This window comes from Actinoplanes sp. NPDC049316 (assembly GCF_040677315.1).
GTDB lineage: Bacteria > Actinomycetota > Actinomycetes > Mycobacteriales > Micromonosporaceae > Actinoplanes.
In genome coordinates this window covers 1-15,227 of sequence record NZ_JBFAQM010000027.1, presented here as the reverse complement: position 1 = coordinate 15,227, position 15,227 = coordinate 1, and the positions used below count along the sequence as shown (strand labels likewise).

General features: G+C 70.8%; 15 protein-coding genes. 11 read left to right on the top strand and 4 right to left on the bottom strand.

Annotation, left to right across the window (positions count from 1 at the left end; translation table 11 throughout):
* Window positions 1-63: 63 nt before the first annotated feature.
* Window positions 64-1,254 (bottom strand): flagellin, encoded by a 1,191-nt coding sequence (locus AB0K03_RS31060; RefSeq protein ID WP_364692112.1) that lies wholly within the window; start codon window positions 1,252-1,254, stop codon window positions 64-66.
* Window positions 1,255-1,506: 252 nt separating this feature from the next.
* Between AB0K03_RS31060 and flgN the strand changes: the two genes are divergently transcribed.
* Genes flgN through csrA form a run of 5 tightly spaced genes read left to right on the top strand, consistent with a single transcriptional unit; the run spans window position 1,507 to window position 5,103 of the window.
* Entirely contained in the window at window positions 1,507-1,992 is a 486-nt protein-coding gene (gene flgN / locus AB0K03_RS31055) for a flagellar export chaperone FlgN (protein WP_249610680.1), read from the top strand.
* Window positions 1,992-3,470: a flagellar hook-associated protein FlgK gene (flgK, locus tag AB0K03_RS31050; RefSeq protein ID WP_364692110.1), complete on the top strand. Its 1,479-nt coding sequence runs from the start codon at window positions 1,992-1,994 to the stop codon at window positions 3,468-3,470. Before flgN ends, flgK begins: the two co-directional genes overlap by 1 nt.
* Before the next feature lie 9 nt (window positions 3,471-3,479).
* On the top strand, window positions 3,480-4,367 hold the full coding sequence (gene flgL / locus AB0K03_RS31045; protein ID WP_364692107.1) for a flagellar hook-associated protein FlgL: 888 nt from the start codon (window positions 3,480-3,482) through the stop codon (window positions 4,365-4,367).
* Between the two features lie 41 nt (window positions 4,368-4,408).
* Window positions 4,409-4,807 (top strand): flagellar assembly protein FliW, encoded by a 399-nt coding sequence (locus tag AB0K03_RS31040; protein WP_364692105.1) that lies wholly within the window; start codon window positions 4,409-4,411, stop codon window positions 4,805-4,807.
* A gap of 53 nt (window positions 4,808-4,860) precedes the next feature.
* On the top strand, window positions 4,861-5,103 hold the full coding sequence (gene csrA, locus AB0K03_RS31035; RefSeq protein WP_364692102.1) for a carbon storage regulator CsrA: 243 nt from the start codon (window positions 4,861-4,863) through the stop codon (window positions 5,101-5,103).
* A gap of 61 nt (window positions 5,104-5,164) precedes the next feature.
* On the opposite strand, the gene AB0K03_RS31030 is transcribed toward csrA, so the two are convergent.
* On the bottom strand, window positions 5,165-5,980 hold the full coding sequence (locus AB0K03_RS31030; protein ID WP_364692100.1) for a peptidoglycan DD-metalloendopeptidase family protein: 816 nt from the start codon (window positions 5,978-5,980) through the stop codon (window positions 5,165-5,167).
* A 204-nt stretch (window positions 5,981-6,184) separates the two neighbouring features.
* Between AB0K03_RS31030 and AB0K03_RS31025 the strand changes: the two genes are divergently transcribed.
* The 3 genes from AB0K03_RS31025 to AB0K03_RS31015 all read left to right on the top strand — a co-directional run bounded on the left by AB0K03_RS31025 (window position 6,185) and on the right by AB0K03_RS31015 (window position 9,554).
* Window positions 6,185-7,744 carry a methyl-accepting chemotaxis protein gene (locus AB0K03_RS31025; RefSeq protein WP_364692097.1) on the top strand — a complete coding sequence of 520 codons (1,560 nt, stop codon included), beginning with the start codon at window positions 6,185-6,187 and terminating at the stop codon, window positions 7,742-7,744.
* Between the two features lie 110 nt (window positions 7,745-7,854).
* On the top strand, window positions 7,855-8,607 hold the full coding sequence (locus tag AB0K03_RS31020) for a hydrolase (RefSeq protein ID WP_364692094.1): 753 nt from the start codon (window positions 7,855-7,857) through the stop codon (window positions 8,605-8,607).
* 74 nt (window positions 8,608-8,681) lie between these two features.
* Window positions 8,682-9,554 carry an SRPBCC family protein gene (locus tag AB0K03_RS31015; protein ID WP_364692091.1) on the top strand — a complete coding sequence of 291 codons (873 nt, stop codon included), beginning with the start codon at window positions 8,682-8,684 and terminating at the stop codon, window positions 9,552-9,554.
* Between the two features lie 13 nt (window positions 9,555-9,567).
* On the opposite strand, the gene AB0K03_RS31010 is transcribed toward AB0K03_RS31015, so the two are convergent.
* Window positions 9,568-11,394 carry a PAS domain-containing sensor histidine kinase gene (locus tag AB0K03_RS31010; protein ID WP_364692088.1) on the bottom strand — a complete coding sequence of 609 codons (1,827 nt, stop codon included), beginning with the start codon at window positions 11,392-11,394 and terminating at the stop codon, window positions 9,568-9,570.
* A gap of 79 nt (window positions 11,395-11,473) precedes the next feature.
* Window positions 11,474-11,698 carry a DUF7455 domain-containing protein gene (locus AB0K03_RS31005; RefSeq protein ID WP_364692086.1) on the bottom strand — a complete coding sequence of 75 codons (225 nt, stop codon included), beginning with the start codon at window positions 11,696-11,698 and terminating at the stop codon, window positions 11,474-11,476.
* A gap of 232 nt (window positions 11,699-11,930) precedes the next feature.
* On the opposite strand from AB0K03_RS31005, the gene AB0K03_RS31000 reads away from it, so the two are divergent.
* From AB0K03_RS31000 to AB0K03_RS30990, 3 genes are all read left to right on the top strand, one after another.
* Window positions 11,931-13,529, top strand: a complete 1,599-nt coding sequence (locus AB0K03_RS31000) for a S8 family serine peptidase (protein ID WP_364692083.1) — start codon at window positions 11,931-11,933, stop codon at window positions 13,527-13,529.
* A gap of 72 nt (window positions 13,530-13,601) precedes the next feature.
* Window positions 13,602-14,000: a response regulator gene (locus tag AB0K03_RS30995; protein WP_364692080.1), complete on the top strand. Its 399-nt coding sequence runs from the start codon at window positions 13,602-13,604 to the stop codon at window positions 13,998-14,000.
* A gap of 234 nt (window positions 14,001-14,234) precedes the next feature.
* Window positions 14,235-15,227 (top strand): DUF7594 domain-containing protein (locus AB0K03_RS30990; RefSeq protein ID WP_364692077.1); only part of this gene is annotated, 993 nt, incomplete at its 3' end.

Here is a 15,227-nt window from a genome sequence, read left to right as displayed (position 1 = left end):
CAGCTACCCCCGACTATTCGGTTGTCAGCGATATTCGGTTAGGACTTGCCGGTAGCGGTTCGGTTAGCGCAGCAGCGACAGAACGTTCTGCGAGGCCTGGTTGGCCTGCGACAGCATCGAGGTGCCGGCCTGGGTCAGGATCTGGTTGCGGGTGAAGGCGACCATCTCCTGCGCCATGTCGGTGTCACGGATACGCGACTCCGACGCGGACAGGTTCTCGACCGAGACGTTCAGGTTGTTGATCGTGTGCTCGAACCGGTTCTGGTACGCACCGAGCGTGGCGCGCTGGTCCGACACCGACTGGATGGCGGTGTCGAGGGCGTCGATCGCGGCGTCCGGGTCCGACGTCAGGTCCAGGATGTCGGTGCCGAGGGAGTTGGCGCTGATCTTGCCGATGGCGATGTTCATCGTCTCGCCGCTGTTGGCGCCGACCTGGAACTGGCCGGAGTTCGCCGCCGTGTTCGTGGTGCTCGCGGCCGCGGCGACACCGATGGTGGCCAGGCCGCCACCAGTGTCGGTGAGGGTGAAGGCCTTCGGGCCGTCGAGCTTGAAGGTGTAGCCGGAGCCGTCGTCGGCGACCGTCGCGCTCGCCTGGATCTCGTCACCCTTGTAGCCGCCGGCCTTCAGCGCGCTCTTCAGAGCGGTGTTGATCGAGTCGGCGACGTCCTTGGCGCTGGCGCCGGCGCCGGGACCGGTCGTGGTCACCGTGATCGGCGCCGCCAGGGTCTGGCCGTCGATGTCGGTGATCTCGAAGGTCAGGTTGCCCGTCGGCAGGGCGTTCGTGCTGGGGTCCTGCTTGGTGCCGACGACCTCCTGCGCCTTGCCGAAGGTGCCGTCGAGCAGCTTCGACTTGCCGAAGGACGTCGTGTTGCCGATCCGGTCCAGCTCGTCGTTCAGCTGGCCGAACTCCTTCTGCGCCGCGGCCTTCGCCTCGGAGTCGTTCGAACCGCCGTTGGCGGCCTGGACCGACAGGTCACGCATGCGCTGCAGGATCGAGGTGACCTCGTTGAGCGCGCCCTCAGCGGTCTGCGCGACGCTGATGCCGTCCTGGGCGTTGCGGACGGCGACCTTGAGGCCACCGACCTGCGCCCGCAGGCCCTCGGAGATCGAGAGGCCGGCCGCGTCGTCGGCCGCGCGGTTGATGCGGAAACCGCTGGACAGCTTCTCCAGCGACTTCGACATCTGGCTGTCGGTGACCGACAGGTTCCGGTAGGCGTTCTGGGCGGCGATGTTCTGGTTGATGCGGAGACCCATGGTGTTTCCTCCTTGAGTGCGGGTCCGTGGCGGCTCATCCGTAAGCCGTTGGCGTTGCGCCAGTCAGATCGGCGGTCGTCCGCCGGTCATGAGCAGTCTGCGAAATTTCTTCGGGCTTTTCGGGCGATTGCCAGATCTCCGGCCTGCTACCGGCTGGAAACCCCTCAGAGACCCACCTGCCGTGCCGACCTGTCCGGATGAACAGGGAACGCGCCGTCCGGGCCGTCCCGCATGAGGAAGACGGAGGACCGGGTGAGCCTGACCGACCTGTCCAGCGTCCTGTGGCGGGCACGGGAGCTGCTGGAGCTTCTGCTGTTCAAGCTCGAGGAGGAGCAGCTGCTCCTGGCCTCCAACCGCTCGCGCTGGCTCGCGCACGCCACCCGCGAGGTGGAGGTCGTGCTGGACCAGATCCGGCAGACCGAGGTGGCGCGGGCCGCGTACGCGCAGGCTGTCGCGCTGGAGCTCGGTCTGCCGGCGGAGGCGTCCCTCGGCCAGCTCGCCGACGCGGCGCCCGCGCCCTGGTCCGACCTGCTGCACCAGCACCGCAAGGCCTTCCTGACCCTGACGCAGGAGATCGGGACCATGGCGGAGGCCAACCGTGACCTGCTCACCGCCGGCCAGCGCGCGGCTCGCGAAACCATGCTCGCGTTCGCCGGAACAGTGGAAACCTATGGCCCGCAGGGCAAGACCGTCAGCGGCGGAGTGCGCCGCCCGAGCCTGGTGGACGAGGCGATCTGATGGCTAGCAGCTTCGGCAGTATCAACACCGCGCTGACCTCGCTGTACGCGCAGCGCCGCGGTCTCGACGTGGCCGGTCAGAACATCGCGAACGCCACCACGGAGGGCTACACCCGCCAGCGGGTCGACATGCAGGCGCAGGTCGGCTCCACCGTGGGGGTGCGCTGGGCGACGACCGACGGGCTCGGCACCGGCGTGGCCGTCACCGACGTGCAGCGCCTCCGCGACCAGTATCTGGAGAACCGCGGCCGTACGGAGCACGCGAACAGCGCGTACCTGTCGAACCAGGCGGCCGCGTACACCTCGCTCGAGGACGTCTTCGCCGAACCCAGCAGCACCGCGCTGCAGGCGCAGATGCACGACATGTGGGCCGCGTGGGGTGACGTCGGCGACGAGCCGACCAGCGTCGCCGCCCGGTCCGCGCTCCTGCAGCAGAGCAGCGTGGTGGCGGAGGGACTGAACAGCGCGTACGGCTCACTGGACTCGCAGTGGTCGGCGAACGCCAGCCAGCTCACCAAGTACGCCTCCGAGATCAACACCGCGGCCGGCACCATCGCGCAGCTCAACGACTCGATCGTCAAGGCGAAGGCGACCGGCGTCGTGGTGAACGAGCTCGAGGACCGCCGGGACCTGGCCGTCATGAAGCTGTCGGAGCTGATCGGCGCGACCGCCTCGGTCCGCAGCGACGGCTCGATGGACGTGTACGTCGGCAACGCCCTCCTCGTCAACCGGACCACGACGCGGCCGATGACGGCCACGGCCGGCGTCTCCACCCTGGACGCTCAACGCGACTACAACGCCGACCCCACCAACGGCACCAGGTCCGCCGGCCTCACGTGGTCCGACACCGGCGACACCGTCCAGGCCGGCGGCACGATGGGCTCGATGGTCGACACCATGACGACCATCCTGCCCGGCATGGCCGAGAAGCTGGACAAGGTGGCCAAGACGCTGGTGGACACGGTGAACGCCGCGACGACCTCGGCGTACAAGACCGATGGCACGGCCGGCACCGAGTTCTTCACCGGGGACTTCTCCACGGGCCGGTACGCCCGGAACATCACCGTGGCGATCACGAACCCGAAGGACGTCGCGATCTCCGCCAAGAACGAGACCAACCCCGACGGCACTCCGAAGCTCGACGTGAACGGCAACCCGATCGGCACGAACGACGGGTCGCTGGCCACTTCGCTCGCCGGCACCGCGACCAGGGTCGGCAGCCCGGACCTGGTCTACCAGGACATGATCGCCGACCTCGGGGTCAACGCGCAGACGTCGACCCGGCGCAGTGAGATCCAGGTCAACGTCACCGCGCAGGTGGACGCGGCCCGCGAGGCGGAGTCCGGGGTCAACCTCGACGAGGAGATGACGAACCTGCTGACGTACCAGCGCGGGTACGAGGCCGCCTCCCGGGTGCTCACCACGATCGACTCGATGCTCGACCAGCTCATCAACCGCACCGGTCTGGTCGGAAGGTAAGGACAGGACATGGCGAACAGGGTCACCGAGAGCAGCATCCACACGCGGGTGCTCGCCAACCTCCAGCGCAACATCCAGCGCGGCGAGAAGATCCAGGAGCAGCTCTCCAGCGGCAAGCAGATCAACCGCCCCTCGGACTCCCCGAACGGCACGCTGCAGTCGATGCAGCTGCGCGGCGAGACCCGGGCCAACAACCAGTACGTCCGCAGCGCCGACGACGGGTTGGGCTGGCTGAGCACCCTCGACGGCACACTGACCAGCGCCTCGACCCTGGTGCAGCGGGCCCGTTCGCTGACGTTGCAGGGCCTCAACGCCGGCTCGAACAGTGCCGAGTCGCGCAACGCGCTCGCCACCGAGATCGACCAGATCAAGAGCTCGATGATCGGGTACGCGAACACGACGTACCTCGACCGGCCGGTGTTCGGCGGCACCACCACGCAGGCCAAGGCGTTCGACGCCGACGGTCAGTTCATCGGCAACCAGGACGGCGTGATCCGCACGATCGGTCCGAATTCGCAGGTGCGGGTGGACGCCGACGGGGTGGGCGCCTTCGGCGACGGCAGCACCTCGGTGTTCAAGGTGCTCGAGGACATCTCGACCGCGTTGAGGTCCAACGACATGGACGGGTTGAACGCGGGGCTGGAAGGGTTGGAGACCGCAGGTAATAACCTGAAAAACACTCTTTCGGAGGTAGGTGCCCGATATAATCGGGTTACGCAGATGAAGCAGTCCGCGGAAGACCGGCTGCTGGACGTGACGGCTCAGCTCTCCGACGTCGAGGACGTGGACCTGCCGAAGACCATCATGGACATGCAGCTGCAGCAGACCTCGTACCAGGCGGCTCTGGCCGCCTCGGCAAAGGTGATCCAGCCCTCGCTCATCGACTTCCTGAGGTGACCATGAGTACTCGCACCGCGTCCCGACCGATTGGGGCCTCCATGACCGACACCGAGCTGGACATGCCGATCATCGAGATGGCTGTCCCCATGCCCGGCTTCCCGGCACACCGGCAGTTCGTGCTGGTCCGGTTGAACGACGAGGGCCTCCTGTACGCGTTCACGTCGATCGACGACCCGGAGCTCCGCTTCCTCGTCGCGCCCCCGGAGCCGTTCTTCCCGGACTACGCGCCCGAGATCGAGAACGACGTGTTCGCCGCCCTGAACACCAAGGACCCGGACCGGCTCCTGCTCATGGTGGTCATCACCGCCGGGGTCAACGAGACGACCGCCAACCTCCTCGCCCCGATCGTGGTCGACCGGGACACGCGCCGGGCCATGCAGGTCGTCCTGAACGGCAGCAACATGCCGGTCCGCGCCATCATGCGCAAGGACTACTGAGCGGTCCGGCGCAGCCGGTGTCCTGTCCACGGATGGAGTGAGGGGCTACCACGATGCTCGTGCTGACCAGGAAGGCCGGCGAGAGCGTGATGATCGGCGATGACGTCGTCGTCACCGTGCTCGAGGCGCGCGGCGACGTCATCCGCATCGGTATCAAGGCGCCGCGGGACGTCCAGGTGCACCGCGAAGAGGTGTACCAGGAGCTGCGGGAGGTCAACCGCGAAGCGGCCTCCCCGACGGATGCGGCGGTCCGCGCGCTGACCGAGATGCTCGACCGTCCACCCAGGAGCGACTGACCGTCGCCGGGCGCGACGCACGAAAGGGCCGGCTCCGGAGCGGAGCCGGCCCTTCGGCGTCTCAGCGGATCGTCAGGCCGCGCGCCCGCATGAACGCGATCGGGCTGATCGCGTTGGCGCTGGTCGCTGGTACGCCCACGTGCACCTCGAAGTGTAGGTGGGGCCCGGACGAGGCGCCGGACGTGCCCACGTAGCCGAGGATCGAGCCACGCGCGACGCGCTGTCCCACGCTCACCGACGGGCGGCGGACCATGTGGCAGTAGCGCGTCACGACGTTCCCGGCGTGCAGGACCTCCACGTACCAGCCGCAGCCACGCAGGGTGCTGTCGCCGTCCGTGTCGCAGGTCCCCCGCGAGACGTTGCAGACCACGCGGATGACCGTGCCGGCGCTCGCCGAGCGGATCGGGGTGTTGCGGGTCGCGCCGAGGTCCACGCCGTCGTGGGCGGGACGCTGCCGGGTGCGGAAGCCGCTCACCAGGCCGGCGGTCACGGGGAGCAGCCAGGAGCCGGTCACCGCCGGCATCGGCGTCGTGGTGGAGCACTTCGGGATCTCGGCGTCGCTGCGCCGGATGTACGCGTCGGAGACATAGCTGTCGTCCGCCAAGCGGTCCCAGTAGCCGGTGTTGGTCACCGTGCCGCTGATGAATTGCCCTGCGATCCGGCAGACGATGGACACGGTCGCTCCGTTGTCGAGGGTGCCGGTCCGGGAGCTGGTCGTCGACGGGCCGCTGCGCGCGTTGAGCGGGGTCCCGCCGGTCGCCACCGTGCCGGTAGCCGCCACCGCCGCGGCCGATGCGGCCGTCACGGGGACGGCGCCGCCCAGCGTGCCGGCGGCCGTGAGCAGGGCGAGGGCGGTGCGCTGATGTCGGCGCTTCATCAAGGGTTCCCTTCGGACGGTCCGGCGAGCGCCGGGCAGCGCAGAACAGTTGCGGCAAAACCCGCAAAACGGCGCCCAGGGCACGGAAACGCCGGAAAAATGAGAGGTCAACGGGTCCCGCGGCGGGTTGTCACTCGCGCCCGGGACCCGGCGTGGCACGTGCATTCGCCCGCCCCGCCATGCTGACCCCTGAGGGAGAGTTGGATGTCCCGATTGACGCAAATGGGCATCGCGAAGCGGCTGGCGCTCATCGTGGCGGCCGGTGTGATCGGGCTGTTCCTGCTGACGATCGTCTCGTGGGTGAGCCAGGACCGGTTGTCCGATCAAGCCGACCGGGTACGGGGACTCGAGGCCGGGCTGGCCGCGCTCAACCACCTCGACACCCGGCAGAGCGAGCTGAAGGTCGACGCGTACCGGGCGGCCCTGGGCCAGGACGTCAACCAGGACGTCGCCGACGACGTGGCGTCGGCGACCGAGGCCGCCGAGGGGGTCGAGGGCGCCGGTCTGCCCGCCGATCTCGCGGCCGAGTTCGCCGGGATCCGGCCGGACGTCGACAGCTTCGGCACCTTCATCACCGACTTCGCGCGCCAGGCCGGGACGCCCGGGGGTGCGGCCCGCGCGAACATCGACCAGATCGCCGAACGCAACCACGCGGTCGACGACAAGCTGGGCGCGCTCAACGAGAAGGTGACCGCCGCGACCGATCAGGAACGCGCCGACATGGACGCCACGAAGTCCAGCGCTCGCCTGATCACGGGCATCGTGGTGATCGTCGGGCTGGTGCTGCTCATCGGCATGGCCGTACCGCTCGCACGGTCGATCCTGCGGCCGGTGCAGCGGCTCGGCGAGGTGGTGGACGCGCTGGCCAAGGGCGACCTGACCCGGCGTACGGGCATCCGCAGCCGGGACGAGATCGGGCGGATGGCGGCCGGCATGGACTCCGCGATGGAGGAGATCCACCGGTCGATGACCACGATCGGGCACAACGCGGAGACCCTCGCGAGCGCCGCCACCGAGCTGTCGGCGGTGGCCGGGCAGATCTCGGACGCCGCGCACGACACCGACGCGCAGACCTCCTCGGCGTCGCACGAGGCGCAGGAGATCTCCCGCAACGTGCAGACCGTGGCCGCGGGCTCGGAGGAGATGGGCCTGAGCATCCGGGAGATCTCCCGCAACACCACCGAGGCGGCGCAGATCGCGGCGATCGCCGTGTCCGAGGCGGCGCAGGCCACCGAGACCATCCGGCAGCTGGGCGAGTCCTCGGCCGAGATCGGCAACGTGATCAAGCTGATCACCTCGATCGCCGAGCAGACCAACCTGCTGGCGCTCAACGCCACCATCGAGGCGGCCCGGGCGGGCGACGCCGGCAAGGGCTTCGCCGTGGTGGCCAGCGAGGTCAAGGATCTGGCCCAGGAGACCGCGCGGGCGACCGAGGACATCGGGGCGCGGGTGGCCGCGATCCAGGGCGACACGACCGGCGCGGTGGAGGTGATCGGCCGGATCAGCGAGGTCATCGCGAAGATCAACGACTTCCAGACGACGATCGCCAGCGCGGTCGAGGAGCAGACCGCGACCACCGAGGAGATGAGCCGCAGCATCGGTGAGGTCGCCTCCGGCAGCGGCCGGATCGCCGCGAACATCGCCGACGTCTCCACCGCCAGCGCCTCCGCCCTGCACGGCGTCACCCAGACCCGGCAGGCCAGCGACGACGTGGCGCGTACGGCCGAGGAGCTGCGCACGCTCATCGGCGGTTTCAGGCTGTAGCACGCACCCGGAATGCACCTGGCGCGGCCCCGGTCCACAACACCGGGGCCGCACTGTAATGCCAGGACGGGAGCAGCTCGTCCTTCGCGCAGAACGGTCGGGGAGTCATCGTGGGTGCAGAGCTCGAATCGGTCCTGGACGGCACCACGCTCGCCGCGCCCGCGGCCGCGTTGGATCTGCGTACCGACGCGCACGTGCACACCGGCTTCGCGGCCGGGCGGGACAGCGTGGGCGTCGTGGTCTCCGCCGCGGACCGGGCCGGTCTCACCTCCCTGACCTTCGCCGACCAGGTCGGCCCGGACACCACGTGGCTGTCCGCGTACGCGGATACGGTCCGCCGGGCCCGCCGCCGTACGGAGCTCACCCTGCGCGTCGCCGCCGAGGTCGAGGTCGTCCGCCCGGACGGCTGGCTGGCCTGGCCCGCCGACCTGGGTCAGCTCGAGGCGGTCTCCGTCGCGGTCTCCCGGCTGCCGCTTCCCGCGGGGCCGGTCACGCCGCGCGAGGCGCGGTCCCAGCTGGCCGCCGGCCGGCTCAGCCCGGACCAGGTGGCCGAGATCGCGGTGACCGCCACGATCAAGGGCATCGAACGGGCCTCCCGTTATGCCCCGGCCCAGCTCGCCCGCCCGCTGAGCCTGCTCGCGCAGGTGGGCATCGACGACGCGGCGGTCACGCCCGAGGTGCTCGGCACTCTCGCCGCGGCCTGCCGGTCGACCGGCACGGTGGTCGAGATCAGCGAGGCGTGGCGCAGCCCGTCGGCGCGCGTCGTGGCCATGCTGCGCGATGCCGGTGTGGCCATGGTGGCCGCCAGTGACGCGCGGTACGCCGCCGAGGTCGGCCAGTGGCAGTACCTGCGCCGGGTCTGAGCGGAAACCAAACGCTAGACGTATTCGTCTACGTACTCTCTGTCATAGCCGCACGTGAGCATGGGAGAGATGCGATGAGTATGGTTCAGCAGGCCGTCGAGATCAGCGCACCGCTGCACGCCGTCTACGAGCAGCTGGCGGCGTTCGAGAACTACCCACGCTTCATGACCGGCGTCGAGCAGGTCATCCCCGTCGGCGACGACCGGACGCACTGGGTGATGGACGTGGACGGCGACCGGCGCGAGTTCGACGCCCGGATCACCGAGCGTTCGGTGGACGAGCGGGTGGCCTGGGCGGCGGTCGGTGGACCGACGCTGTCGGAGACCATCACGCTGCGGCCGATGGGCGAGACCCGTACGCAGATCGTCGCGCAGCTCGAGGCGGATGTCGCATTCCTGCTCCCCAGCGACCGGCACGCCCAGGAGACGCTGAGCAAGCGGCTCAAGAACGACCTCAACGCCTTCAAGAGCCTCATCGAGACCGGCAAGCTCGGCGACGCCGTGCCGCTCGGCGGCGCCAGCAGCAAGACCTTGACGGCGGGCCTCGCCTCGCCCGCCTCGGTGGCGACCCGCGCGCGCAGCGGCCGTCCCAGCCCCGGCGCCGGCTGGGGCACGAGCGCCGGCGAGTTCAGCAACGCCCGGCCCGACAGTCTGGGCAGCGTACGGCCGAACGCCGGCACCGCGCCGCTCGGCACCCCCGTCGCCGGCACCAACGTCGACATCACCTCGGCGCCCGGCATCAACGACCCGCACGATCTCGACGACGTCCTGGCGCCGGGCCGGCGGATCACCGGCCGGCCCGTCGTCAGCGGGGGCGCCGCGGGCACCGGGGCCGGCCGGCAGAGCGCCGCCTCGGCCTCGATGGGTGGCAAGGCGATGGGCGCCCGCGACGGCCGCCGCGACGGGATCATCCACGAGGAGGAGCGCGGCAGCGCCCACGACTGGTAGGGCCGCGCGGTCTCTAGATCGAGGCTGCTTCCCAGGTCACGATCAGGCGCGCACCCCGGGGCTCGGCCCGCTCGTAGCGGACCGAGCCCCCGTTCGCCTCCACCAGGTGGCGCACGATGAACAGCCCGAGGCCCGCACCCCGCATGAACCGGTCGAAGAGCTTGGGCACGAGGTCCTCCGGAATGCCGGGCCCGCCGTCCTGCACCACCAGCACCACCGTGTCGTCGTGCCGGTCCGCGCTGACCCGCACCGGCGCCTCGCCGTACGCCAGGGCGTTCATCAGCAGGTTGCGCACCACGTGCCAGACGTGCTGGCGGTCGGCGAGCGCCGAGACGTCCTCCGCCACGGTCACACCGACGTCCTCGGCGCAGTCCAGCTCCGCCGTCACCGAGGTGACGACCTCCAGCACCGGCACCGGCGTACGGCGGGCCGTGACCGCGCCGGTGTCGAGCCGGAACAGCAGCTGCAGGTCGTTCATCATCTTGATGAGCCGGTGGGTGTTCCGGTCGATCTTCGAGACCAGCTCGAGCCGGATGTCGTCGGGCAGGTCGGCGTAGTCGGCGTGCAGCAGTTCGGCGAGGCTGGCGATCGAGCTGATCGGCTGGGCCACGTCGTGGGTGAGCATCGAGGTCAGGTCGTTCTTGAAGGTCAGCGCCGCCGCGAGCCGCGCGTTCGCCTCACGCAGCCGCTCGTTGCTGGTCTCGAGCTCGGTGGCCCGCTCGCTCAGCTCGTCCTCGGCCCGCTTGCGGTCGGTGATGTCGACGTACGTGGTGACGTAGCCGCGGGTCCGGCCGTCGGCGTCCGGGATCGCCGCCATCGTGGCCAGCACCGGCACGTCCGTCCCGTCGGCGCGCCGGACCAGCCAGTCCTGTGTGCCGGGCGGCGGCAGCGTCCCCGGTCCCGGCGGTCCCGGCGGGTCGTCGTGGCCGGTCAGCTCGCGCCAGCGCCGGTTCACGTCGATGACGCGGTAGTTGGCGTCGAGCACCATGACCGCCTCGTTCATCGACTGCAGCAGCGTGTCGGCGAAGTCGCGCCGCTCGTGCAGCTCCGCGACCAGCTCCCGCTGCTGGCGGTCGGCCCCCTCCAGGGACCGGACCAGGAAGCCGATCGAAGCCAGGACCGCGAGCGCGGCGAGGACGGCGCCGGTGCTGATCGCGGCGACGGGACGGCTGATCCCGGTACGCACGGCGAGCGCGCTCACCAGCGCGGCGACGACGGGTACGGCGATGACGGCGGGCAGCGTGCGGCGGATCTTCACGCCGGGGCCGGCCGCGGCCGTGCGCAGGGGACCCGACTCGGGCCGCGCCAGCACCATGCCCACGGCCAGGATCAGCAGCGCCCCGGCGTGGTACGGCGACATCACGCTGTCCGGCCCCCGCTCGCCGGGAAAGGTCGCCGCGAACATCCGGGGCACCAGCGCGACGAGGGCGATGACCGCGGCGCCGGCCAGCAGGGGATCGGCGACGCGGTACCGCACGGCATGACCGGGGCGGCGGCGTACGCGCAGGTCGAGGCAGAGCAGCGCGAGCCCGGTGAGCAGGGTGGCCACCCCGGCGGCCGGCTGCCGGGGCAACGCGGCCAGGCCCAGCGCGGCGGCGAGCCCGGCGAGGACGTACGCGCCGGCCCGCGTGGCCCGCCCGATCCGGCGCGGGGCGAGCAGGACAAGCGCCAGCCCGGCGGCGCTGAGCGCGGCTGCCGGGCTGGAGGTGAGGAACAGTAAGGCGCTGCTGCGGGCGGAGGATGTGACGAGGCTCAGGGCACCGGCGGCGGCCACCGCGGCACCGGCGCATCCGGCAGCGAGCCGGGACAGCCTGCCCACGTCCTGCGCCGCGATCTGCACCGGTGAAACCCCTCTAAATCTGGGCTTATCGGCCCAAGCGTGAGGGATCGATCATATCGCGGCGGATGGGGTCAAGGGGTCACGCCGAGGCAGAGCGCCCCGCCCACTCGAAGCCGTCCTCGACGGTCGCCTTCGCGGCCACGGCGGCGAGCCGGTCGGCGTACTTGTTCGCGTGGTGCCCGCAGAAGGCCAGGTTGCCACCCCTGGCGAGGGCGAGCTCCAGCTTCGCGGCCGCGCCGCAGCTGTCGCAGCGCTCGGTCAGCGACGGGGCGACGACGATCTGGGGCGACAGCACGGTGGTCATAACGCTCTCCTTGCTCGGTGGCGGTGCAAGCGGGCCTGACGACGGGTAGTTCGGCCCGTCCTCCGGTGGACTTAGCACCCGGGTCCCGATCCGCCGCGCTGCAACCCACGCGCAACCGGGACGGTCCCGTGACGGCTCTGCGTTCTTCTCACGATTTCCCCCAACGACCGTCGGCATGCCTGTTACCCGGGTGACTTCCGTCGCCGGCCGGCCGGACGAGGAGGAACCCCGAATGACCAGCAAAGACGGGCATCGCCGTGCCCTGCGCCTCGGGCTGACGGCCGGCGCGGCGATCGTGGCGGCCGTGACCGGCTTGTCCGGCCCCGCCCTCGCCGGTACGCCCGGCGCCCTGCCACTGGGCAGCGTACGGGCAGCCGCCACGGGCGCCATCACCGGCAGCTACATCGTCGTGCTCAAGTCCTCGTCGGCGGAGGCGACGAACGTGGCCGCGAGCTCGCGGGCCCTCGCCCGGCGCTACGGCGGAAGCGTGCTGGCCGACTACTCCGCCGCCGTCCGCGGCTTCCACGCCGACATGACCGCCCTGCAGGCCCGCCGCCTGGCCGCCCACCCGGCCGTCGACTACGTCGAGCAGGACGCGACCGTACGCCTCGCCGACACGCAGACCGGCCCGGTGTGGGGGCTGGACCGGATCGATCAGCCGTCGCTGCCGTTGTCGAAGACGTACACGTACCGCTCGGCGGCCGGCGTGACCGCGTACGTGCTGGACACCGGGGTGCGCATCGGGCACCGGGAGTTCGGCGGCCGGGCGAGCTACGGCCGGGACTTCATCGACGACGACGCCACCGCGCAGGACTGCAACGGCCACGGCACCCACGTGGCCGGCACGATCGGCGGACGCACGTACGGCGTGGCGAAGGACGTCAAGCTCGTCGCCGTACGAGTCCTCGACTGCAAGGGCTCCGGGTCGTATTCGGCGATCATCGCGGGCGTCGACTGGGTGACGCGCAACGCCGTCAAGCCGGCCGTGGCCAACATGAGCATCGGCGGCCCGGTGAGCTCCGCGCTCAACTCGGCCGTCGCCAAGTCGATCGCCGCCGGGGTCACGTACGCCGTCGCGGCCGGCAACGAGGGCAAGAACGCCTGTAACTACTCGCCGGCGTCGGCGCGCGAGGCGATCACGGTCGGCGCGACCGACAGCACGGACGCCCGGGCCTCGTTCTCGAACTACGGCTCGTGCCTCGACCTCTTCGCCCCCGGCGTACGGGTCACGTCGGCCGGCGCCTCGTCCGACACGGCGACCACGATCATGAGCGGCACCTCGATGGCGACGCCGCACGTGACCGGCGCGGCCGCTCTCGTCGCGGCGGCGCACCCCGCCTGGTCGCCCGCGGAGATCGCCTCGGCCCTCGCCGGGAAAGCCGTCCAGGGCAAGGTCCGGAGCCCGGGCAGCGGATCAGTCAACCGGCTGCTCCAGACGGGCTTCCTCACGGCCGAGACCGCTGTCCAGCCCGCCCCGGCGGGCGCGTGCGGCCCGTTCGTCATGGGCACGGACGTCCGGATCAACAAGCGGTCGACCGCCACCAGCTCCAAGACCGTCACCGGTTGCCCGGGTACGGCCTCCGCGGCGTCGACGGTCGGGGTGACGGTGAAGCACGCGTACCGCGGTTCGCTGGTCGTCACGCTGACCAGCCCGGCCGGGGTCACCTACACGCTCAAGGCCGCGAACAAGGCGGACAGAGCGGCCGGGATCGCCCACACGTACGCGATCGACCTGTCCGGTACGCGCCGCAACGGAAAGTGGTCGTTGCGGGTCAAAGACACCGTCGGCACGACCGCCGGGGTCCTCGACAAGTGGCGGTTGAGTCTCTAGAACCCCGAAAGCCGCCCTCGGGCACCGGGTGCGCCGTTAGCGTGAACGCACCTGCGCCGATAGGAGGCTGACATGTCGGAGGATCAGGGGGACCGCCCCACCGTCCTCGTCGTCGACGACGAGGAGGACCTGCGCGACATCATGCGGCGCATGCTCGAGCGGCGCGGATACGCGACGCTGGTCGCCGGCGACGCCGACCAGGCCATCGCGGTCTGCCGGGACCATCCCGGCCCCATCGCGGTGCTCGTGACCGACCTGGGCCTGCCCGGCGTCTCGGGCGGTGAGATGGCCGCCCGGTGCCGGGAGCTGCGCCCCGACATGGGCGTCGTCTACATCTCGGGTCTGCCCAAGGACATCGCCGTCACCAAGGGGCTCATCACCGAGGACGCCCTGCTCGTCAAGAAGCCGTTCACCTCAGACCTGCTGCTGGAGGCGCTGCGGCTCGTCCTCGCCGAGGCCGCGAACACCTAGCGCCAGCCGTACCTGAAAGAAGCGCCGCCGGACTACGGTCCGGCGGCGCTTTTTCGTGGCCGGCCGTCGCCGGGGATGCGGCCGGAAAGTCCTTCATTCGCGGCGCGCGCTGCCGCCCTCCATGCCTTCGGCCGGGAGGCACCTGGGCTGCACCCGAACGCTCGCCGCAGCGGCACCCCGCCCTGTCGAACCTGGATGTCAGACAGCGATTCATTGACATACAGGGGGAATCTGGTGAACGGCAAGCGGGGGATCATCGGCGTTGCCGTGACCGGCGTGGTGGCTGCGGGCGCGGGCTTCGCGCTGAGCGGCGCGGCCCAGGCGGCGACGACGACCGAGACGGTCAGCGTCTACAGCACGGACGACGCGTACACGTCGAGCACGCGCAAGACGACCAACTTCGGCCGGGCCGACAAGCTCGTCGTCGGCAAGGACGACGGTGAGACGCGACTGTCCTACGTGAAGTTCGCGCCGAAGGTGGCCTCGGGCGCCACGATCAACCGCGCCGAGCTGAAGCTCCCGCTGGGCAGCAAGCCGGTGGCGGCGACGCTGACCCTCTACTCCGTGGCGTCGTCCTGGTCCGAGAAGAGCATCACCGCCGCGAACGCGCCGAGGCTCGGCAAGTCCCTGCTCTCGGTCAAGCCGAAGGTCACCGACACCAGCGTCAGCTTCGACCTGTCCAAGGTGGTCACCAAGTCCGGCACGTACGCGTTCGCGCTGAAGTCGGCGAGCAAGACGGGCGTCACCCGGCTGCGCTCGCTGGAGTACGGCGACGTCACCGGCGGCGGCCCGGAGTTGCGGCTGACGGTCGTGAAGAAGGCGACCACCCCGTCGACCGCGCCGACCACCTCCGTGCCGACGACCGCTCCCACCACGACGGCGCCGACGACGGCTCCCACCACCGCTCCCACGACCACCGCGCCGACGACGGCGCCCACCACCGTCCCGCCGACCACGGTGCCGCCGACGACGGTGCCGCCGACCACCGCCCCGCCGGCCGAGTGCGTCACCGACGCGCTGCTCGTGCCCTCGTGCGGCGTGCTGTGGGGCGCGGCGGCCGGTGGTTTCACCGACACCCCGCGTGACCAGGCGCTCAAGGACTGGGAGGCGCTCACCGGCCGGACCGCGACGGTCTACCACACGTACCACAAGGGCAACGAGATGTTCCCGACCAAGGCCGAGATCGCGATGACCCGGGACCCGGCACGCCCGCGGGTGCTGCTGCTG

Bases quoted from the DNA above. Each gene is read 5' to 3' on its own strand.
- AB0K03_RS31025 (WP_364692097.1), top strand. From the start codon at position 6,185: ATGTCCCGATTGACGCAAATGGGCATCGCGAAGCGGCTGGCGCTCATC.
- AB0K03_RS31000 (WP_364692083.1), top strand. From the start codon at position 11,931: ATGACCAGCAAAGACGGGCATCGCCGTGCCCTGCGCCTCGGGCTGACG.
- AB0K03_RS30995 (WP_364692080.1), top strand. From the start codon at position 13,602: ATGTCGGAGGATCAGGGGGACCGCCCCACCGTCCTCGTCGTCGACGAC.
- AB0K03_RS31060 (WP_364692112.1), bottom strand. From the start codon at position 1,254: ATGGGTCTCCGCATCAACCAGAACATCGCCGCCCAGAACGCCTACCGG.
- flgK (WP_364692110.1), top strand. From the start codon at position 1,992: ATGGCTAGCAGCTTCGGCAGTATCAACACCGCGCTGACCTCGCTGTAC.
- csrA (WP_364692102.1), top strand. From the start codon at position 4,861: ATGCTCGTGCTGACCAGGAAGGCCGGCGAGAGCGTGATGATCGGCGAT.
- AB0K03_RS31030 (WP_364692100.1), bottom strand. From the start codon at position 5,980: ATGAAGCGCCGACATCAGCGCACCGCCCTCGCCCTGCTCACGGCCGCC.
- AB0K03_RS31005 (WP_364692086.1), bottom strand. From the start codon at position 11,698: ATGACCACCGTGCTGTCGCCCCAGATCGTCGTCGCCCCGTCGCTGACC.
- flgL (WP_364692107.1), top strand. From the start codon at position 3,480: ATGGCGAACAGGGTCACCGAGAGCAGCATCCACACGCGGGTGCTCGCC.
- AB0K03_RS31015 (WP_364692091.1), top strand. From the start codon at position 8,682: ATGAGTATGGTTCAGCAGGCCGTCGAGATCAGCGCACCGCTGCACGCC.
- AB0K03_RS31040 (WP_364692105.1), top strand. From the start codon at position 4,409: ATGACCGACACCGAGCTGGACATGCCGATCATCGAGATGGCTGTCCCC.